Here is a 16,281-nt window from a genome sequence, read left to right as displayed (position 1 = left end):
CAAACACGGCCTGCGCTGGTCCGACTGGAGACGACGCCACCAAGCACGCGCCCGCTGGCACCACTACCGAACCCGCCTCGCACTCATCGCGTGACACAGCGTCAGATCACGAACTACGACTGGAGTACTATGGTGTGACCTGCGGCTTCAGGCTGCTGGCTGGTATTCGTTGATGAGGCCTGCGAGCACGGTTCGGCGTTGGATGCGATTGTTCGGCGTGGGGAAGGCGATCACGTTCGGGTTGTCGTTCGGTGCCCGCAAGTCCATGCCGTGGCCTTGATGGCTTCGGCCGGCGTTGTAGTGCTCGACGAACTCGTTCAGGACGGTGTGCAGGTGGCGCGGTCCGGCAATGAGCATGCGGTCGGTGCACTCGTTCCGGGCGGTGCGCACGAACCGTTCGGCGAACGCGTTCATTCGGGGAGCCTGCGGCGCAGTCTTGACGATCTCGATCCCGAGCGAGGCGAACACGGCGTCGAAGGCCTCGGTGAACTTCGTGTCCCTGTCCCGGATCAGGTGGGTGAAGCGGTGCCCAGTCTCCTCGAGTTGCCACGTGAGCTCACGCGCGAGCTGGGTGGCCCACTGCCCGGTGGGGTGCTCGGTGACCCCGAGCAGGTGTACCCGGCGGGAGCCGATCTCGATGACGAACGCCACATACAGACGCTTGAGCGAGACCATACAGTCGACGTGGAATAAGTCCGTGGCCAGAAGCGTCGTGGCGTGGGCGCGCAAGAAGGTGCGCCAGGCCTCGTCGCGCTGAGCAGGTGGTGGGATCCGGCGTGAGCGTAGGATCCTGCGGATGGTGGAGGCGGCGACGCGGTGGCCGAGCCGACGCAACTCCCCCTGAATCCGCACCACGCCCCACCGGTGGTTTTCCCGGGCCAGACGCAAGATGAGCTCGACGAGGTCGTCCGGTATCGGCGGTCTGCCCGGCGGCCGTGGCTGACGCCACTTCCTCGCAACCATCCTGCTGTGCCAGCGGAGCAGCGTACCCGGCGTCACGATCCGATGTGTCCGCAGCAGCTTCGGCAGGACCCGGGCGAGCGCCGCAAGCACGGCCCGATCGGGCCAGGTCATCTTCGGCTTCGGGTTGGCTCGACGCAGGATCGCGACTTCCTGGCGTAGCGCGAGGATCTCCGCGTCCTTCGACGCCGAGGACCTGGCCAGCAGCGCCAGCCACGACAGCACCGTAACCAGCAGCCGGTAGGTCAGAGACACGAGCACGACCACTGATCATGTCGGCGATGAAGCCGCAGGTCAAGCCATCGGCAGAGTATTCGACCAGCACAGGCCGCTGGGAAGCCTGCGCCTACATCCTCGGCCCCGGCGGAACCCGCAGGCGCGTCAGCGTCTACGCCGCCACCCGCCGCGAAGCCGTCACCCAGCTCGCCGAGAAGACCGCAGTCAGCCGCAAGGGCCTGCCCACCCGCGCCCGCATCCCCACCCTCGCCGACTACCTCACCTGGTGGCTCACCGAGGTCGAGGCACCCCGGGTACGCCCCTCCACCCTCGAACTGCTCCGCTCCACCGTGGACGTCCACCTCACCCCCGGTCTCGGCCGCATCCACCTCGACAAGCTCAGCATCGCCGACGTGCGCCGCTTCGTCACCAGACTGCAAACCACCTGCCAGTGCTGCGCCCAGAACAAGGAACGCCGCAGGCAGCAACCCCGCTGCTGCGCGATCGGACAGTGCTGCGGAATGCGCCTGGCCCCCACCACCGTCCACCGCATCTACCAGGTGCTCGTCGCGGCCCTCTCCCACGCCGTACGGGAGGAATACCTCCACCGCAACGTCGCCGCCCTCGTCCAAGTCCCCACCGGACGCGACGGACACAAACCCAGAGCCCTCACCCTCGACCAAGCACGCGCCCTGCTGGAAGCGGCCAGCGACCACCGCCTCTACGCCCTCGTCCACCTCGCCCTGCTCACCGGGATGCGCCGCGGCGAACTGCTCGGCCTACGCTGGCAAGACATCGACTTCGACGCCGGCACCCTCACCATCGGCCAGACCCTCATGCGCCTGGTCGGCACCGGCATCACCTTCGCCCCGCCCAAGACGCCCTCCTCCAAGCGCGTCGTTGCCCTGACCGACTCGGTTCTCACGGTGCTGCGCCACCACAAGCGCCGCCAGAACCGGGAAAGGGCTCTGCTCGGCGCGCGCTGGCACGAAAGCGGGCTGGTGTTCACCGCACGCAACGGCAAACCCCTCGACCCCTACAGCCTTGCTCCTGTCTTCGACCGCTTCCGCACCATCGCCGCCTTGCCCCACTTCCGCCTGCACGACCTCAGACACACCACCGCCACCCTCCTCGGCGAGGCCGGCACCGAACTTCACATCACCTCCAGCGTCCTCGGCCACGCCCACCTGGGCACCACCGCCGACATCTACAGCGAAATCCGCCCTGCCACCCAACGCGCCGCCCTCACCGCCCTCGAACAAGCCCTCTCCGAGGAGCCGTAACCCCCGCTGACGGCAACCCCACCCCACGCCCCGGCCTGATACCGTGAAAATCAGGCCGGGGCTTTGGCGTACCCGCAAACCCGGATCACGCCACGGAGCAGGGACTTCGCTCCCCACGGGCTGACGGCAACGCGCCCCATCCGTCAACGTCTTGTGACGGCAATTCTGACGGCAACACGCCGATGACTAAGCAGTCACAAAGTCGGCAAAACGGATATTAAGCCCATTGATCATAGAATCGCTGACGGCAACAAGAGCGCAGAGTGGGGCCGATATGACTGATCCATTTTGGAACTACCAGCCTTCAATGATTCCATTCCACCAAGCATATCTCGGGTCACTGGAGACAATTGGATCTAAGCGATGGACGAAATCTTGGAACCGGCCGAGGTTCTCGTATAGCTGCTCGTAGTCTTCAGTAGCGAGTAGGATCTTACGGGCGCAGTTCCAGCGCCAGGCAATTTCAAGGAACGCCGCCAGCGAGCTGTTCAGGAAGCTTACATCCAGCTCTGCGTATTCCGGAACACCGATTACCGTACCAGACTGCTCCAGCACTCCAATTTCGCGCCGCCAATAGCGGCCGATCCTATAGGCCAGGTAGCCGCGTTCAGTCAGGGATGGGAGCTCAGCCGACTGAACCTCGCCAGCCAATTGGATGGGCGACTGCCTAGTGTCTTCAAAGATCGGAACCCCCAGGGAAATCAGCGCTTCCCGATCAGAAGGCGGAAGGTTCCAGACATCCACAACGCGAGAAGCAGAAGCGCCAGGCCCACATCGACCCACGATCAGATCAAGCGAATCCGACAAGCAACGCTCAAATCCTTGCTGCAACTCAACCTCAGCCATCGCATACCTCCTCACCTCGTCCGTTGCAGAAGCTCCAGGTCGGAGCGTTGGCCACCAGTTCGCCTGGCGGCCAACGCTAACCTACCACCCGCCACCCAGGGAGTTCCTGGCCTGGGCAGCGCCTGAGCGGTCTACGGAGTTATCCACTCGAAATCAGGTAAGCCATCCGGTGGGCCCGAATATGATCCCATAGCTCTTGCTATCGCGCCCGCGTTCTTCGCACCATTGCGTATCCCGTCGGGATTAAGGCTCCAAGATATATCATCTTGAGCATTGCCGTACTGCGAAAGGCTACTAGCGCAGTTATGCGGATCAGTCATGCATGGTACGCGTTCAGAGTAGACGCCCGTAACATCATCAGGCGAAATCCCGTTGGCTGGATCCTTGATGAAGTTATTCAAGATTTCTTCGGAATGCAGGCCACCCGGATCATTGGCTGCGGCAAGATATCGTGCACCATCACCTTCACCAACCCGATAAACAGCCACATTCTGCGTTGGCTTCACGCCATTCGCCATGCGCGCAGACATTGAAACTTGCGAGATCTCTGACGACGGGTCATTCAGTCCGACAACTGGACCGCAGCCGTTCGTGTTGTGAACGAGGACCGGGGTCTGGCCTGCGAGGACGTAAAAGGTATGCAGGCTGCCGATGGTGAGGTCGTAGGTGGTCGTGTCGGCGTGGTAGAGGTGCAGGGCGGTGATGACGGCTGTGCCGTCCGTCGTTTGGAGGACGTCACCAGTGTGCAGGAACTGGGCTTCGACGAACGAGGTCTGGGTCTCGTCGTAGAAGGGGTGCAGGAACGTTGTCGTGATCGTGCCGCCGCTGGGCATCGCCTTCGCGGATGCAGCGGTGTTGTGCGAGGTCGTGTCGTGCGCGGTCGGGGTGGATGTCGACGACGAGGAGGCCAGTGCGGCCGCTGATGTCGATGCGCCAGCTGCGGTGCTCTGCGGCGCGACGGCCTGAACTGCGCTGGTGGCGAGGCCGATCGCGGTCAGGGCTGCGGCAGCGCCGAGGGTTGCGCGCTTCACGGCGGTCTTGATCTTGATGGTGCTCGAGGTCGAGCCGGACGCGGTGGCGGGCTGTGTGCTCGGCGTTGTGGGGGTGACCGGCTTGACGGTCACGTCGACGAAGTCGTGGTCGGTCTGTACGACCTCGACCGCGGTCACCGTGTTCGTCTGGACACCGGACTGGCCGGGGATCGAGTTCTCGATCTGATCCCCCACCTTCACCTGGCTGATCGCCTTCGTCGTACCGTCTGCCATCAGCACGGGCGTCGACGCGGTGAACGAGTTGGGCGCGGACGGGCAGCCCGTCGTGTCGTTTGCGGGGTCGCCTTCGCCATTTGCGGGCGATCCGCTCCCCGTCGGTTCCGACACATCCGTCGCGGCGCTGCCGCCCGCCTCGACGTCCGGCGTGCCGGACGCGGTCTCGCCGGTATTCGCAGCCGCGGTGTCGGCTGCGCCGGTGGCGTCGCCGGCTGCACTGTCGCCGCTCGAGCGCAGAGAGCCGGCGGCCTTGCCGGCCGCGGCCAGTGCGCCGCCGCCCACGCCTCCGGTTATTCCGCCGACCAGGGCGCCGGTACCGGTGCTGACGAGGGCGCCGGTCAACGAGCAGGATTGGCCGCAGCTGATGGAGTAGTTGCCGAAGCCGCCTACCGCGCCGGCCGCTGTGCCGGCGACGGCTCCCTCCAGCGCGCTGGACAGCACGCTGCTGGCGATCTTGCTGGTGATCTTGCTGGCCAGGCCGGACGCGGCGCCGCCGATGTAGGCGGACGCGAGGCCGACCACTCCGCTCGCGATCATTCCGGTGACGGAGAAGTTGCCGTTCAGGGCCGCGTCGACCGAGTAGTCGATCATGGAGGCCAGGGCGCCCACCAGTGGCGCACACGCCGCGCATGCGATGACGGCCGCGACCGTGGCCACTGTCGTGATCACCTGCGTGGCGACGCTGATCGCGGTCTTCCACCAGGACCGGTGCTGCGCGGCCTTCGCCTGGGCCGCCGCGGCCTCCTGGGCGCCGACGACGTTGCTGATGTACGTCTGGTCGGTGATCAGTTCACCGTTTTCGACGTACTGGCCGCCGGTTTCCTGGAGTGTGTCGCCGATGGCCTTCGAGTACGTCTGGTCGGCGTGTGCCTCCAGGCATTTGACCGCGCCCGCGCCGTGCATACATTCGCGGTCGAGGTCCGAGTAGGCCTCGTCGACGATGTTGTTCTGGACCGTCTGCACGGTCTCGATCTGCTGCGTCACCTGGTCGTGGCACAGCTTGGTGGCGCAGGCGTTCGGGTCCTGGGCGACGGTCTGGTCCGCCGGCGGCGACGGCGGGGTCGGGGTCGTCTGCGGTCGTTCGGTCTTGGCCTTCCCGCTGCACAGTTCGGGGTTGATGTCGCACTTGGTGGTACCGGTCGGGTCGGTGCCGACCAGCGGGTCGCCGTTGCCGTACGCGAACGGGTTGGCGTTCGCGGTGTCCGGGGTGGCCGAGTTGGTGGCGCTGTCCTTGTTGAGGAACGTGCCGGTGGCCGGGTTGTACCAGCGCGAGGCCATGTTGACTTCGCCGGTGGACTTGTCGGTGAACTCGCTCTGGTAGCCGAGCTCGATGCCCTGCATCGCGCCGGTGGAGGTCAGGACGTTGCCGAGCGGGTCGTACTCCTGGGTCCCGGACAGCGTCGTGCTGCTCGCCCCGAATGCCGCCACGACATCGGTGTGCTCATCGGTCCACAGCACATTCCCAGCGGTACTCGCGCCCGCCGTGTTCTCCCCGACCAGCCCGCCGGACGGGTCGCGCGAGTAGGTCTGACCGCCTGCCTCGGCGACGTCGTTCCCGGTGCCCGAGTACTGCGTCGTGCTTGTCGTGGTGCCCGAGGTCTCCGAGACCATGCGGCCGGCCGCGTCGTACGTGTAGGTGGACACGCCCGCGGTCTGCTGCTGGCCGTATGCGTCGTCGGTGTACCCGGTGACGACCGGCCCGTTGACCGTCGACTTCGATATCTGCGAAACGTCGCCGTTCGCGGTGTAGGTGTAGGTGTTGGTTCCGTCGCTGGTCAGCTCGTCGCGCGCGTCGTAGGCGTAGACGTTCGAGCCGACCTCGGTGCGGTTCGAGTCCGCGTCGTACGCGTAGCACGTCAGGCTGCTGCCGTTCGTGCAGGTACCGCTGCCGGAGTAGGCCGAAGTGCTGCTGCCCTTGGTCCACGACGTGAGCCTGCCGGCCTCGTCGTAGGTGTAGGCGTTGGCCGTACCGGTCGAATCCTGCTTCGAGGTGAGCTCACCCGCGGCGTTGTACGCGTAGGTCAGCAGGCCCACGTTCGAGCCGGTCGCGGTGACCGTGAGCGAGTCGGAGGTGACGTCGCCCGCCGCGTTGTAGAGGAACGTACGCGTGTCCCCGCCGGAGCCGCCGTAGCTGACGGACTTGGTCTGGCCGGTCGTCGGGTAGTACGCGTACTGCAGCGTCGTGCCGGAAGCCGCATCCGTGTCCGAGGTCAGCAACCCGTCCGCGTACGCGTACGTGGACGTACCCGAAGCGTCGGTCCGACTGGCCATCTGGCCGGCCGCCGTGTACGTGAACGAGGAGTCGCCCGTGGCACCGGTGGCGCCGGTGGCACTGGTCAGGCTGCCGCGATCGTCGTAGGTGAAGCTCTCGGTGGTCGCCGCGCTGTTGGAGGTGGCGCTCGTGCTGGCGGAGAGGATCTCACCGTCGTTGCCGTAGGTGAAGCTGCGCTCCGCGGTCGGGGCCGTGGTCCCAGAGCCCGAACCACTGCCCACGGAGCCGTTCTGGTCGGACGTGCGACCGAAGGCGTCGTAGTCGGAGGTGACCGTGACGCTGCCCGGCTCCTGCTCGGCTGTCACATTGCCGTCGGCGTCGTACGTGTTGACGGTCTCCCGGTCCGCCAGGCCGGTGTACGAGTAGGTGCTGGTCGACACCGCCGGGACGATCGTCGCCTCGGCCTGGCCGAGGCTGTTGTAGCTCGTGTAGGTGGTGTTCCCGTCGCCGTCGGTGTACGCGGTCTGCTTCCCGCTCGGGTCGTACGCGTAGGAGACCTGTATCGCGTTCGCACCGGTGCCCGACGTCACGTAGCCGGTGCAGCCGTTCGCCGGGTTGGAGGCGGCGGTGACCGGCTGGACCTCGGTCGTGAGCAGCCCGGTCGCGTCGTAGGTGAAGCAGGACGTGGCGTACGTCGCGGTCCCGGTCGGGGACTGCGTGGCCGTCTGGTCGAGCGTGGTGCTCGTGATCGCCTGGCCGTCCGTGTCGTACGTCGACGATCCGGACGCGATCACCGCACCCGTTCCGTCTTCGGTCGACGAGGATGTCTCCAGGCCAGCCTCGTCGAAGTGCGTCTGGGTGGAGCTGCCGTTGGGCTCCGACGTGTTCACGACACGCCCGGCGCCGTCGTACGTGTAGGACTCCACCGCGACGTCGCTCGAGCTCGCCGTGTCCACCGGACTGATCTGCGACGCGAGCTCTCCCGCGCTGTCGTACGTGCGGTACGCGGCACTCAGTACGGTCGCCGCCGAGGACTGCGAGACGGCGAGGGTCGAAGCGGTCTGCACCGTCTGCAGGGTCGCGTAGCCGGCCGGGTTCGACGCCTGGTACGCCGTCGTCCCGTAGCCGAAGGCGACCGTGTCGTACTCCGCCGTCTTGTCGTCCGACCCGCCCGACCTCTCGTACGTGGTCTGATACGTGACCCGCCCGAGGTAGTCGTAGTCGGAGATGGTCTGGACGCCGTCCGGGTCGGTCGTGTTCAGCTGCTCGCCGAGCGCGTCATAGGTCGCCGACGTCGTCAGCGGCGTGGTGATGCTCCCGGACAGGTCCGTCTGCGTCTCGTTGTAGGCGTAGCCGAGGTTGTTGTAGGTCGCCGAGGTCTCCTCGCCGGCCGTGTACGAAGCCGTGTCGAGCGGCAGTTCGCCCGGGGTCACCGTCTCGGAGCCGGTCGCCGCCGGGTCCCACGAGTGTGTGAGCTCGCCGTCCGCGTCGTACTGGTAGACGGACACCGGGGTGACCGTGGCCGGCCCGGTGCCCGGATCGGGGCGGTCGTAGGTGGGATCCTGGCTGTAGATCTTGTTTCCGTCGGCGTCGTAGCCGGCCCGGATCTCGTTCCCGTCGGCGTCCACCGACTCGACGGCCTCGCCGAAGGTGTCGTAGCCGACGGTCACGACCGCCTGGCCGTTCGCCTGGGTGACCGCGCCGGTCGAGGTGCTGACCGTGGTGGTCGACACCGTCGGGGTGATCGTCTCGACCTGCTGACCGGACCCGTCGTACACGTCGTAGGTGACATTGCCGGCCGGGTCGGTCACCGCGGTGGCCAGTCCGCGCCAGTCGCGCTCGTACGACGTCGTGCGCGTGAGTGAGCCGTCGATGTCCGACGAGGTCAGCTTCTCGCCCAGTGCGTCGAAGGTCGCCTTGTTGTCCGACACCGTCAGCCGGGTGCCGGTGGAACCCTGCACGTAGCCGACGACCGTGGACTCGTCCACCTGCCCGTCCGGCCCGTAGGTGTCGGTGGTGACGCGGTCCACGCCCGAGGGATCGACGGTCGTGGTCGTCTTCTCGCCGCCGAAGTCGTACTTGTAGTCGGTCTCCAGAGCACCGTTCTGGGTGAACTGCGTGGTCAGCTCGCCGGCACCGTCGTACGACGAGGTCGAGTCGACGTAGCTGTGGCCGTTGCCGTCCGACTCGGTGACCTGGTAGCTCAGGCCGTTGTCGTAGTACGTGTAGTTGGTGGTGCGGTTGACACCGCCCGGGTCCTGCACCGTCTGGGCGATGCGGCCGGCGGGGTCGTAGGTCCAGGTCTCCTGGATCAGGTTGGTGCCGGGGGCGGCCTGTCCGTGTTCGTCGGTGTTGAGGAGCTCGACGATCCGCTTACGGCCGGCGCCGTCGTAGAGCGTCTCGGTCTCGCGGCCGGCGGCGTCGGTCAAGGTCTCGGCGTTGCCGTACGCGTCGTAGGTGAACGTGCTGGTGTGGTTCACCCCGTCCTGGTCGGCGGGGAACGACGCCAGGAGGTTGCCGCTCGCGTCGTAGGTGTACGACGGGTTGCCTTCGGGCGCGGTCTGCGAGAGGACCTGGTCGTAGTTGTTGTAGATGTCCGTGGTCTCGCGCGACGCGTCTGCGCCGCCCCAGTCCGCGACGGTCGTCGAGAGGACGTCGCCGTCGTCGTCATAGGTGTAGCTGGTCACGGCGGTGTGCGTGGCACCGGTCACCGCGTCGGTGACCGGCGGGTTCGTCACCTGCGCGAGCTGGCCGTGCGTGTCGTACAAGTACGACGTCGTCTCGTTCATCCCGGACACGGGCGGCAGCTGCGCCGCGGTACGGCCCTGCGCGTAGAGGGCCGAGACCTCGGTGGCCGACAGCGCAGACTGGTAGGCCTGGACGTTCGCGATGTTGCCGGGGAAGGGCGACGTTCCGTTGTCGGAACCGATCACGAAATCGCCGGTGGTCGGCGTCCATGACGAGGGCGCCGAGGCGGTGCCGACCAGGGCACCGTTGATGTAGAACGAGATCTGCCCGGTCGAGGCGTCGCGCGTACCCACCAGGTGATACCAGGCGCCCACCGCCGGACCCGAGTTCGGTTGCGCGGTGTACCAGGTCGGACTCGAGGATTGGGTCGCGGTGGTCTGGAAGATGAAGCGGTTCGAACCGTCATAGGTCGTATAGAGGATGTTCGCGGCTCCGCTGGTGCCCGCGAGACCCTTGATCTCCGCCACCATGGCGTACGTCGAGGGCGAGGACGTCAACTGCACCCATGCCGAGATCGAGTAGCTGCCCGAGGTGTTGAGCACCGGGTTGGCCGTCTCGATGCCCTGCCCGCTGGTACCGGCGAACGAGGCGTAGGAACCGTTGAACGTCGCGCCGGTCGCCATGGCCGGATTGCCCAGGCCCGTGGCGTCGTGCGCGCTCGTGCTGCCCGCCGCGTCCGTCAGCGGCCAAGCCGCGGTGAGTGGATCGGACACCACCGCACCGGTGCGGCCCTGGGCGTAGAGGGTCGAGACCTCGGTGGCCGAGAGCGCACGCTGATAGGCCTGCACGTTGGCGATGTCGCCGGGGAAGGGCGAGGACCCGTTCTCGGACCCGATGTCGAAGCTGCCGGCGGACGGCGCCCATGACTGGGCCGCCACGCTGGTGCCGACCAGCGTGCCGTTGATGTAGAGCGCGATCTGCCCGGTCGAGCCGTCGTGCGTGGCGACCAGGTGGTACCAGGAGCCCACCGTCGGGCTCGACGTCGCTTCCACGCTGTACCAGGTGGGAGCGGAGGACGCGGTCGCGCTGGTCTGGAAGATGAACCGGTTCTGACCGCTGTAGGTCGTGTACATCAGGTGCGCGGAGGCCTGGTTCGCCGAGGTGGAGCCCTTGATCGAGGCCACCATCGCGTACGTGGAGGGCGCCGACGTCAACTGCACCCACGCGGATATCGAGTAGCTGCCCGCGGTGTTGAGCACCGGGTTCGGCGTCGCGATGCCCTGCCCCGCGGTTCCCGGGAACGAGGCGTACGAACTGTTGAACGTCGCGTTCGTCACCGCGCCGGAGTTGCCGAGGCCGGAGGTGTCGAGCGTGCTCGTGCTGCCCGCGGGGTCGGTCAACGGCCAGTCCCCGACCAACTGGTGGCCGGTCGTCTTCGAGCTGATCCTGCCGAGCCCGTCGTAGGTGAACGTGGTGACGTCGCCGTCGCCGTTGGACACGGCGCACACGTCGCCGTCGGCGTAGTACGTGTAGCGGGTGACCGCGCCGGCCGCCGTGATCGACGTCGCCTGCAGCCCCACGGGTGCGGGTTTCGCCGTTCCGCCGTCGCAGGACGGGAACGCGCCGGTGCCGTCGGTGTACGTGCTCGACGTCGTGTTGCCGAGCGGGTCGGTGGTCGAGAGCAGGTTTCCGTACGTGTCGTACGCGTAGGTGGTCCGGTACGTCGTGTCGGTCGCCGAACTCGAGTTCGCCGTCGAGGAGGTCGCCATCACGTCGTTGCGCGGATCGAGTTCGTCGACCGGGTCGAAGTAGTACGTCTTATATGAGGTCGAACACTTCTGTTCGACCTGATCCTGGCACGTGGTGTCGGACACGTCGTTGCCGCGGTCGTCGTGACCGGTGATCGTCTCGTCGCCGTTCGGGTCGACGACGGTGTCGAGGGTCCCGGCGGAGTCGTACCCGTAGGTGGTCATCGCCCCCATCGGGTCCTGCGACGCCGCCTCGCGCATGCCGTTGGCCGGGTCGTAGTAGTACGTGGCGACCGGTGCCGTCGAGGAGTGGGTGACGTTCTGGTCGTACGAGTCGGCCGGCGTGGTGACCGTCACCTTGTCGATGGCATTCAAGTAGTGGACGTTGCCGAGCGCGACCTGCTTGTACGCGTTCCACAGCTGGGAGACCGCGGAGTCCGACAGAGCGCTGTGGTAGAGGGCGACGTCCGCCATGTCTCCGTTGAAGCCCTGCGAGGTCCCCACATTGGAAGTCGAGGACTGGTGCGCCTCGTTCGGCCAGTTGCCGCCGATGAAGCCGCCGCCGAGGTACGCGTTGGTCTGGCCCGGCTGCGCCGCGAGGGTCGGGTCGAGGCTGGTGCTCGCCGCCGTCCCGTCGACGTACATCGACTCGCTGTAGGGAGTGGAGCTGGCCGAGGGCGAGGCGCTCGCCGTGGATGCCGAGGGGTCCGGGCACGGCGACGGAGTCGGGCTCGGCGACGCGCTCGCACTGGAACCGGCCGTGGCCGAACTCGGGGCAGGCGCTACGGTCGCCTCAGCGCTCGGGCACACTTGGACGCCCTTGGGCGTCCGGGACGGCTGGCCGGCGGTGAGCACCACCATGTGCCAGGTGTTGTCGTCCACGGTGGACGTGGACGTGTACTGATATCCGGGCTGGGAGTAGAAGCTGCCGTGCAGCTTGCCGTCGCTGCCCACGTAGAGCATCGGCGTGTAGTTCCCGGGCGTGGTGGTGACGGCGCCCGCGGGGTCCAGCGTCCCGGCCGAGGACGACAGGATCACTCCGCCGGCCGTCGAGGTCTTGAACCAGAGCACGACCGAACCGGTCGTCAGCTCGTTGAGGAAGTCCGAGGGCAGGGTCACGTAGGAGCTCGAGCCGTTGAACTTTCCGGCCGTGTAGGTCGGAGTCCCCGACGTGGCGCCGTTGAACTCCGAACCGTCTGTGCCGAGGGTCACGGCGTTGTAGTGCGCCTGCTCGTTCGTCCCGTCCAGGCCCGTGCCGTCGGACGTCGTCTCATCGGTGACCGAGTTCGTCACGAGCGTCGCCGGGGCGCCGTCTCCCAGGCTCCAGTCGAAGGTCGGAGCGTATGCGGCGACATCGGCCTGGTACGCCTGAGCCGAGTAGCCGACCGAGGGCGCGGACACGACGTACTGGGCGCCGTTGGCGTCGGTGACCGACGAGACCCGGCCCGTCACGGGGTCATACGTGGCGTCGGCGTCGTCGGCCTCGTGCACGTTCGTCTGCAGATTCGGCCGGGTGATGTTCGTCAGCAGCCGCGAGGCTCCGTTGCCGGCCGCGTAGAGCTGGCTGATCTGCATCGCCGAGAGCGACGTACCCCACACTGCGACGTCGGAGATCGCGCCGTTGTACCAGTCCGTCGCGCTGCCGGCGTAGAAGCCGCGGCCGATGCGCAACGCGCCGGACGCGCTGTAGAACGGCGACGTGTCCGCCACCGGCGTCCCGACGAGCGCGCCGTTGACGTATATCGACAGAGCCCCGGTCGACGCCACGTAGGTGCCGGTCAGGAAGTACCAGGTGTTCGCGCTCTCGGCCGCGGGATCGGAGGCGCGGATGGCCGTCCCGCCCGTCGTCGCGTCGGCGGCGATCCGGGAGAAGGACCAGTGGTCGCTGATCAGCTGGAGGAAGAACGAGGAGTTGTGCACACCGTCTTCGGTGACCACGTCCTGCACGCCGGAGGTGGTGTTGACCTGGGCCCATGCGGAGACAGTGAAGTCGCCGTCCGTGTCCACGACCGACGCCGTTGAGGAGGCGTACGCGCTCGTCCCGTTGAAGGTGGCGACCTTCGCCTGCGACCCGGCGACATGAGTTGCCGTCGAGCCCAGACCGACGCCGGTGTAGGTCAGGGTCCCCGACCCGTAGTTCGCCGCGACCTGGGTGGGCGCCGAGGTGCCGCTCGTCTCGTCCAAGGGCCAGTACTGCGCGGCACCGGAGTTGACGATCGTCTCCTGATAGACGGAGCCGGCCTTGTACGTGTAGCCGGTACACGCGGTCGTCTCGCCGGGCGCGCACACCGAGGTGAGGTCGTCGTTGTTGTCGGTGTACCCGTAGTTCCAGGAATCGACGAGCGTCCCGGCGGCCGAGTACTCACCGACCGAGGTGACATGGCTGTACGCGGCACCGGCCGGCTTGTTCCAGGTGAAGCCCAGGTAGCGGCCCGAGGTGGCCGAAGCCTCCTTGGAGACGTCTCCACCCGTCGTGGCCGACCACGAGTACTTCAGTTCTCTGCCCTGGGCGTCACTGACCTGGGTGATGCCGTAAACACCGGCGGTCGTCTGCTTAGTGGAGTCCGTTGTCGAGATGACCGGAGCCGTCACGACGTGTCCGAACTGGTACTGCGTGTTCTGCCGGTCCAATAGGGTGTAGCCCGTGGACGAGGAGTAGGTCAGCGTCGCGTACCGGCCCGCGGGCGCGTCGTAGGTGCCGTCACTCTCGCGGCCGAAGGCGATTTCCTCGCCGTCCGGATAGGTGACCACGGCTTCGGTGAGGTTGCCCGCGCCGTCGAGGACCTGGGTCACGCCCGCATCGATGCCGGTGGACCACCCGGAGCCGAACGCCCCCGAGGAGAGCTGGTTGAGCGAGTTGTAGGAGCGCTGCACCGACAGTTCGGGACCCGCCGTGGCGATCGAGGCATCGGTCGCGGCGGAGGTGTAGTCGCCGGTCGCCGCGTTGAAGCCCTTGCCCGATGTGTCAGAGGACTGTTGCCCGCCGAGCACGGGTGGCGGCGCCGTCGTGGTGAACGAGTAGAAGTTCTGCGCCGAGTCCTGGAAACCGTCGTAGACGAGCGCGATCCACTGGTAGTTCTGGCCCCACTTGAGCAGCTTGGCGGGAACCATGTACGAGTTCGAAGTGCCGCCCGCGGAGCAGACGATCTTCTTGCCGGTCGTGCCCGAGTAGACGCAGAACGTGTAGCCGAGCACCGCGCTCGGGAACGGGTCGGTGTCCGTGGCCTGCACCGACAGCGTCGGGGTGAGGCTCTGCACCGCTTCCCCGGACGACGGCGACCACGCCGTCACGTCAGCGGCCACGTCGGTGGTGTACGTCAGCGACAGATACGGCGCGTACCCCGAGTACAGCGACGAGGTGAACCACTTCGCGTAGTTGGAATCCGTCTGGGAGGTGGCCGCGAGCTCGAGCCCGTAGTACTTGACGTTCGACGACCACTGCCAGTCGTTGAAGTCCGTCGTACCCAGGCTCAGGTAGGTCCACGACCCGTCGTAGACCGTGGTGTCCTCCGTGACCGACCCGGTCGTGGTTGTCGAGTAGGTCCCGGACCCCACCAGACTGACGGAGGTCGGCTCGTTGTTCGGCGTCAGCCCCGTCACGCTCCACGCCGAGCCGGGGGCGTCCACGGTGTAGCTCGCGTAGGAGGAGGCGGTGTTGGACGCGGCGTACATGTACGCCGCGAACTGCGCCCCCGTGACGTGCCAACCCTGGCCGACCATCGAGGACGTCGGGAAGTACAGATAGCTGCGACGTTGGTCCGCCGTGTTGCCCGGGTCCGCTCCGATGACCATCCGCTGGCTCGAGCCGTTGTTCGCCGTCGGGTAGCCGGTGTCGATGTACGTGGTCTCCTCTTGCCCGTTGATCGACACGGTCGTCGTCGGGTCCACCGTCACCGGGAACACGCGGGCGGGATCATCGAGCCAGGACTTGTCCAACGTCATCACGAGGTCCTGCGTGCCGTCACTCGCCTGCACCAGGGAATACCCGACCGCGTGGGTCTCGGCGGGCTCCGGGTCGGACCTGGTGCCCGCGGAGTCGTCCGCGTACGGCGCCTCCAGCGTCGCCACTACGGCACCCGACCCGTCGGTCAACTGCCAGATGCCGTCGGCGTTCTGCCCGAGCGAGACGCCCTTGAGCGAGAGCGGGAACGTCCACACGTTCGCCGCCGACGCCGACCGCAGGGTGAGCGACTCCTTCACCCCGTAGGACTCGCTGGTCAGCTGGAGATCCGTGTCCGCCAGGATGCTCGGATAGGTGACAGTGGTGCCGTCCGCCGAGGTGGTGCCGGCCACGTCCGCCGCGCCCGCCAGGGACCACCCGAACGACTCGTTCGTCCCGAGTCCGAGATCGGCGAGTTCACCGGTGGAGCCGTCCGTCGCGTCCTTCGGGTCGGCCGAGGGGTCGACGATGCGCCGGTCCGCGGCCCCGCTCACCGAGGTGGCGGTCTTCCCGGACGACGGGGCGCTCGCTGCGAGCGACAGGCTGAAGGAGTTCGCCGAGTTCGTATACCAGCTGCCGGACGTCGTCAGCTTGTCGTTGATCGGCGTCCACTGGCCCGCGGCGTTCTTGTAGTTGGACGGCGACTGGGACAGGTGCTCGGTCAGCGAGCCGTCGGCGTTGTCGTACCAGGTGTTGACCGAGGTCGTCCGCTTCTGATCGACCTTGCTGGTCTTGGCGTTGTAGCCGGTCTGGATCGTCGCGGACTTGCCCGGTGCGACCCGGTTGGCCAGGGCGTCCGGGTTGTACTCCGGCAGCTGCCCGACGCCCTTGCCCGGAGCGTGGCCGGTGCCCTTGCCCGCCTTGTCGGAGGTAGAACGCACCGTCTTGCCGTCGGGCTCGTTCGGCAGGAGAAGCCCGACCGTGGCGTCGAACGTCGAGGCGAGCGAGTGCCACGCGGACGCGACGTCGCGCGACGCCCCGCCCCCGGCCGCCAGCTTCTCCGGCGGCTGGGTGTCCGTGGCGACGCCGATCATCACGGAGAACGCCGCGACCACCGCCGTCGCTCCGACCGCGCCCCAGCGCCCGCGCCGGCCTCCGAAGAAGCGACGTTTCCCACCCA

At 67.2% G+C, this 16,281-nt stretch carries 4 protein-coding genes; 1 reads left to right on the top strand and 3 read right to left on the bottom strand.

All coding sequences use genetic code 11. From position 1 onward, the window contains the following. Window positions 1–147 precede the first annotated feature (147 nt). Window positions 148–1,221, bottom strand: coding sequence for an integrase core domain-containing protein (locus KDL01_RS29520; RefSeq protein ID WP_212531923.1), 1,074 nt, complete (start codon window positions 1,219–1,221; stop codon window positions 148–150). A 20-nt stretch (window positions 1,222–1,241) separates the two neighbouring features. On the opposite strand from KDL01_RS29520, the gene KDL01_RS29515 reads away from it, so the two are divergent. Beyond that, entirely contained in the window at window positions 1,242–2,459 is a 1,218-nt protein-coding gene (locus KDL01_RS29515) for a tyrosine-type recombinase/integrase (protein WP_212531922.1), read from the top strand. Between the two features lie 294 nt (window positions 2,460–2,753). Here the strand turns inward: KDL01_RS29515 and KDL01_RS29510 are convergent, their stop codons facing one another. After that, window positions 2,754–3,305: an SUKH-4 family immunity protein gene (locus KDL01_RS29510; protein WP_212531921.1), complete on the bottom strand. Its 552-nt coding sequence runs from the start codon at window positions 3,303–3,305 to the stop codon at window positions 2,754–2,756. Window positions 3,306–3,436: 131 nt separating this feature from the next. Further along, window positions 3,437–16,216 (bottom strand): LamG-like jellyroll fold domain-containing protein, encoded by a 12,780-nt coding sequence (locus tag KDL01_RS29505; RefSeq protein ID WP_212531920.1) that lies wholly within the window; start codon window positions 16,214–16,216, stop codon window positions 3,437–3,439. Window positions 16,217–16,281: the final 65 nt, after the last annotated feature.

The sequence above is a fragment of the Actinospica durhamensis genome, from assembly GCF_018139695.1.
GTDB classification, from domain to species: Bacteria; Actinomycetota; Actinomycetes; order Streptomycetales; family Catenulisporaceae; genus Actinospica; species Actinospica durhamensis.
Note: the sequence above shows the minus strand (reverse complement) of the source record. Positions and strands in the feature narration are given on the sequence as shown.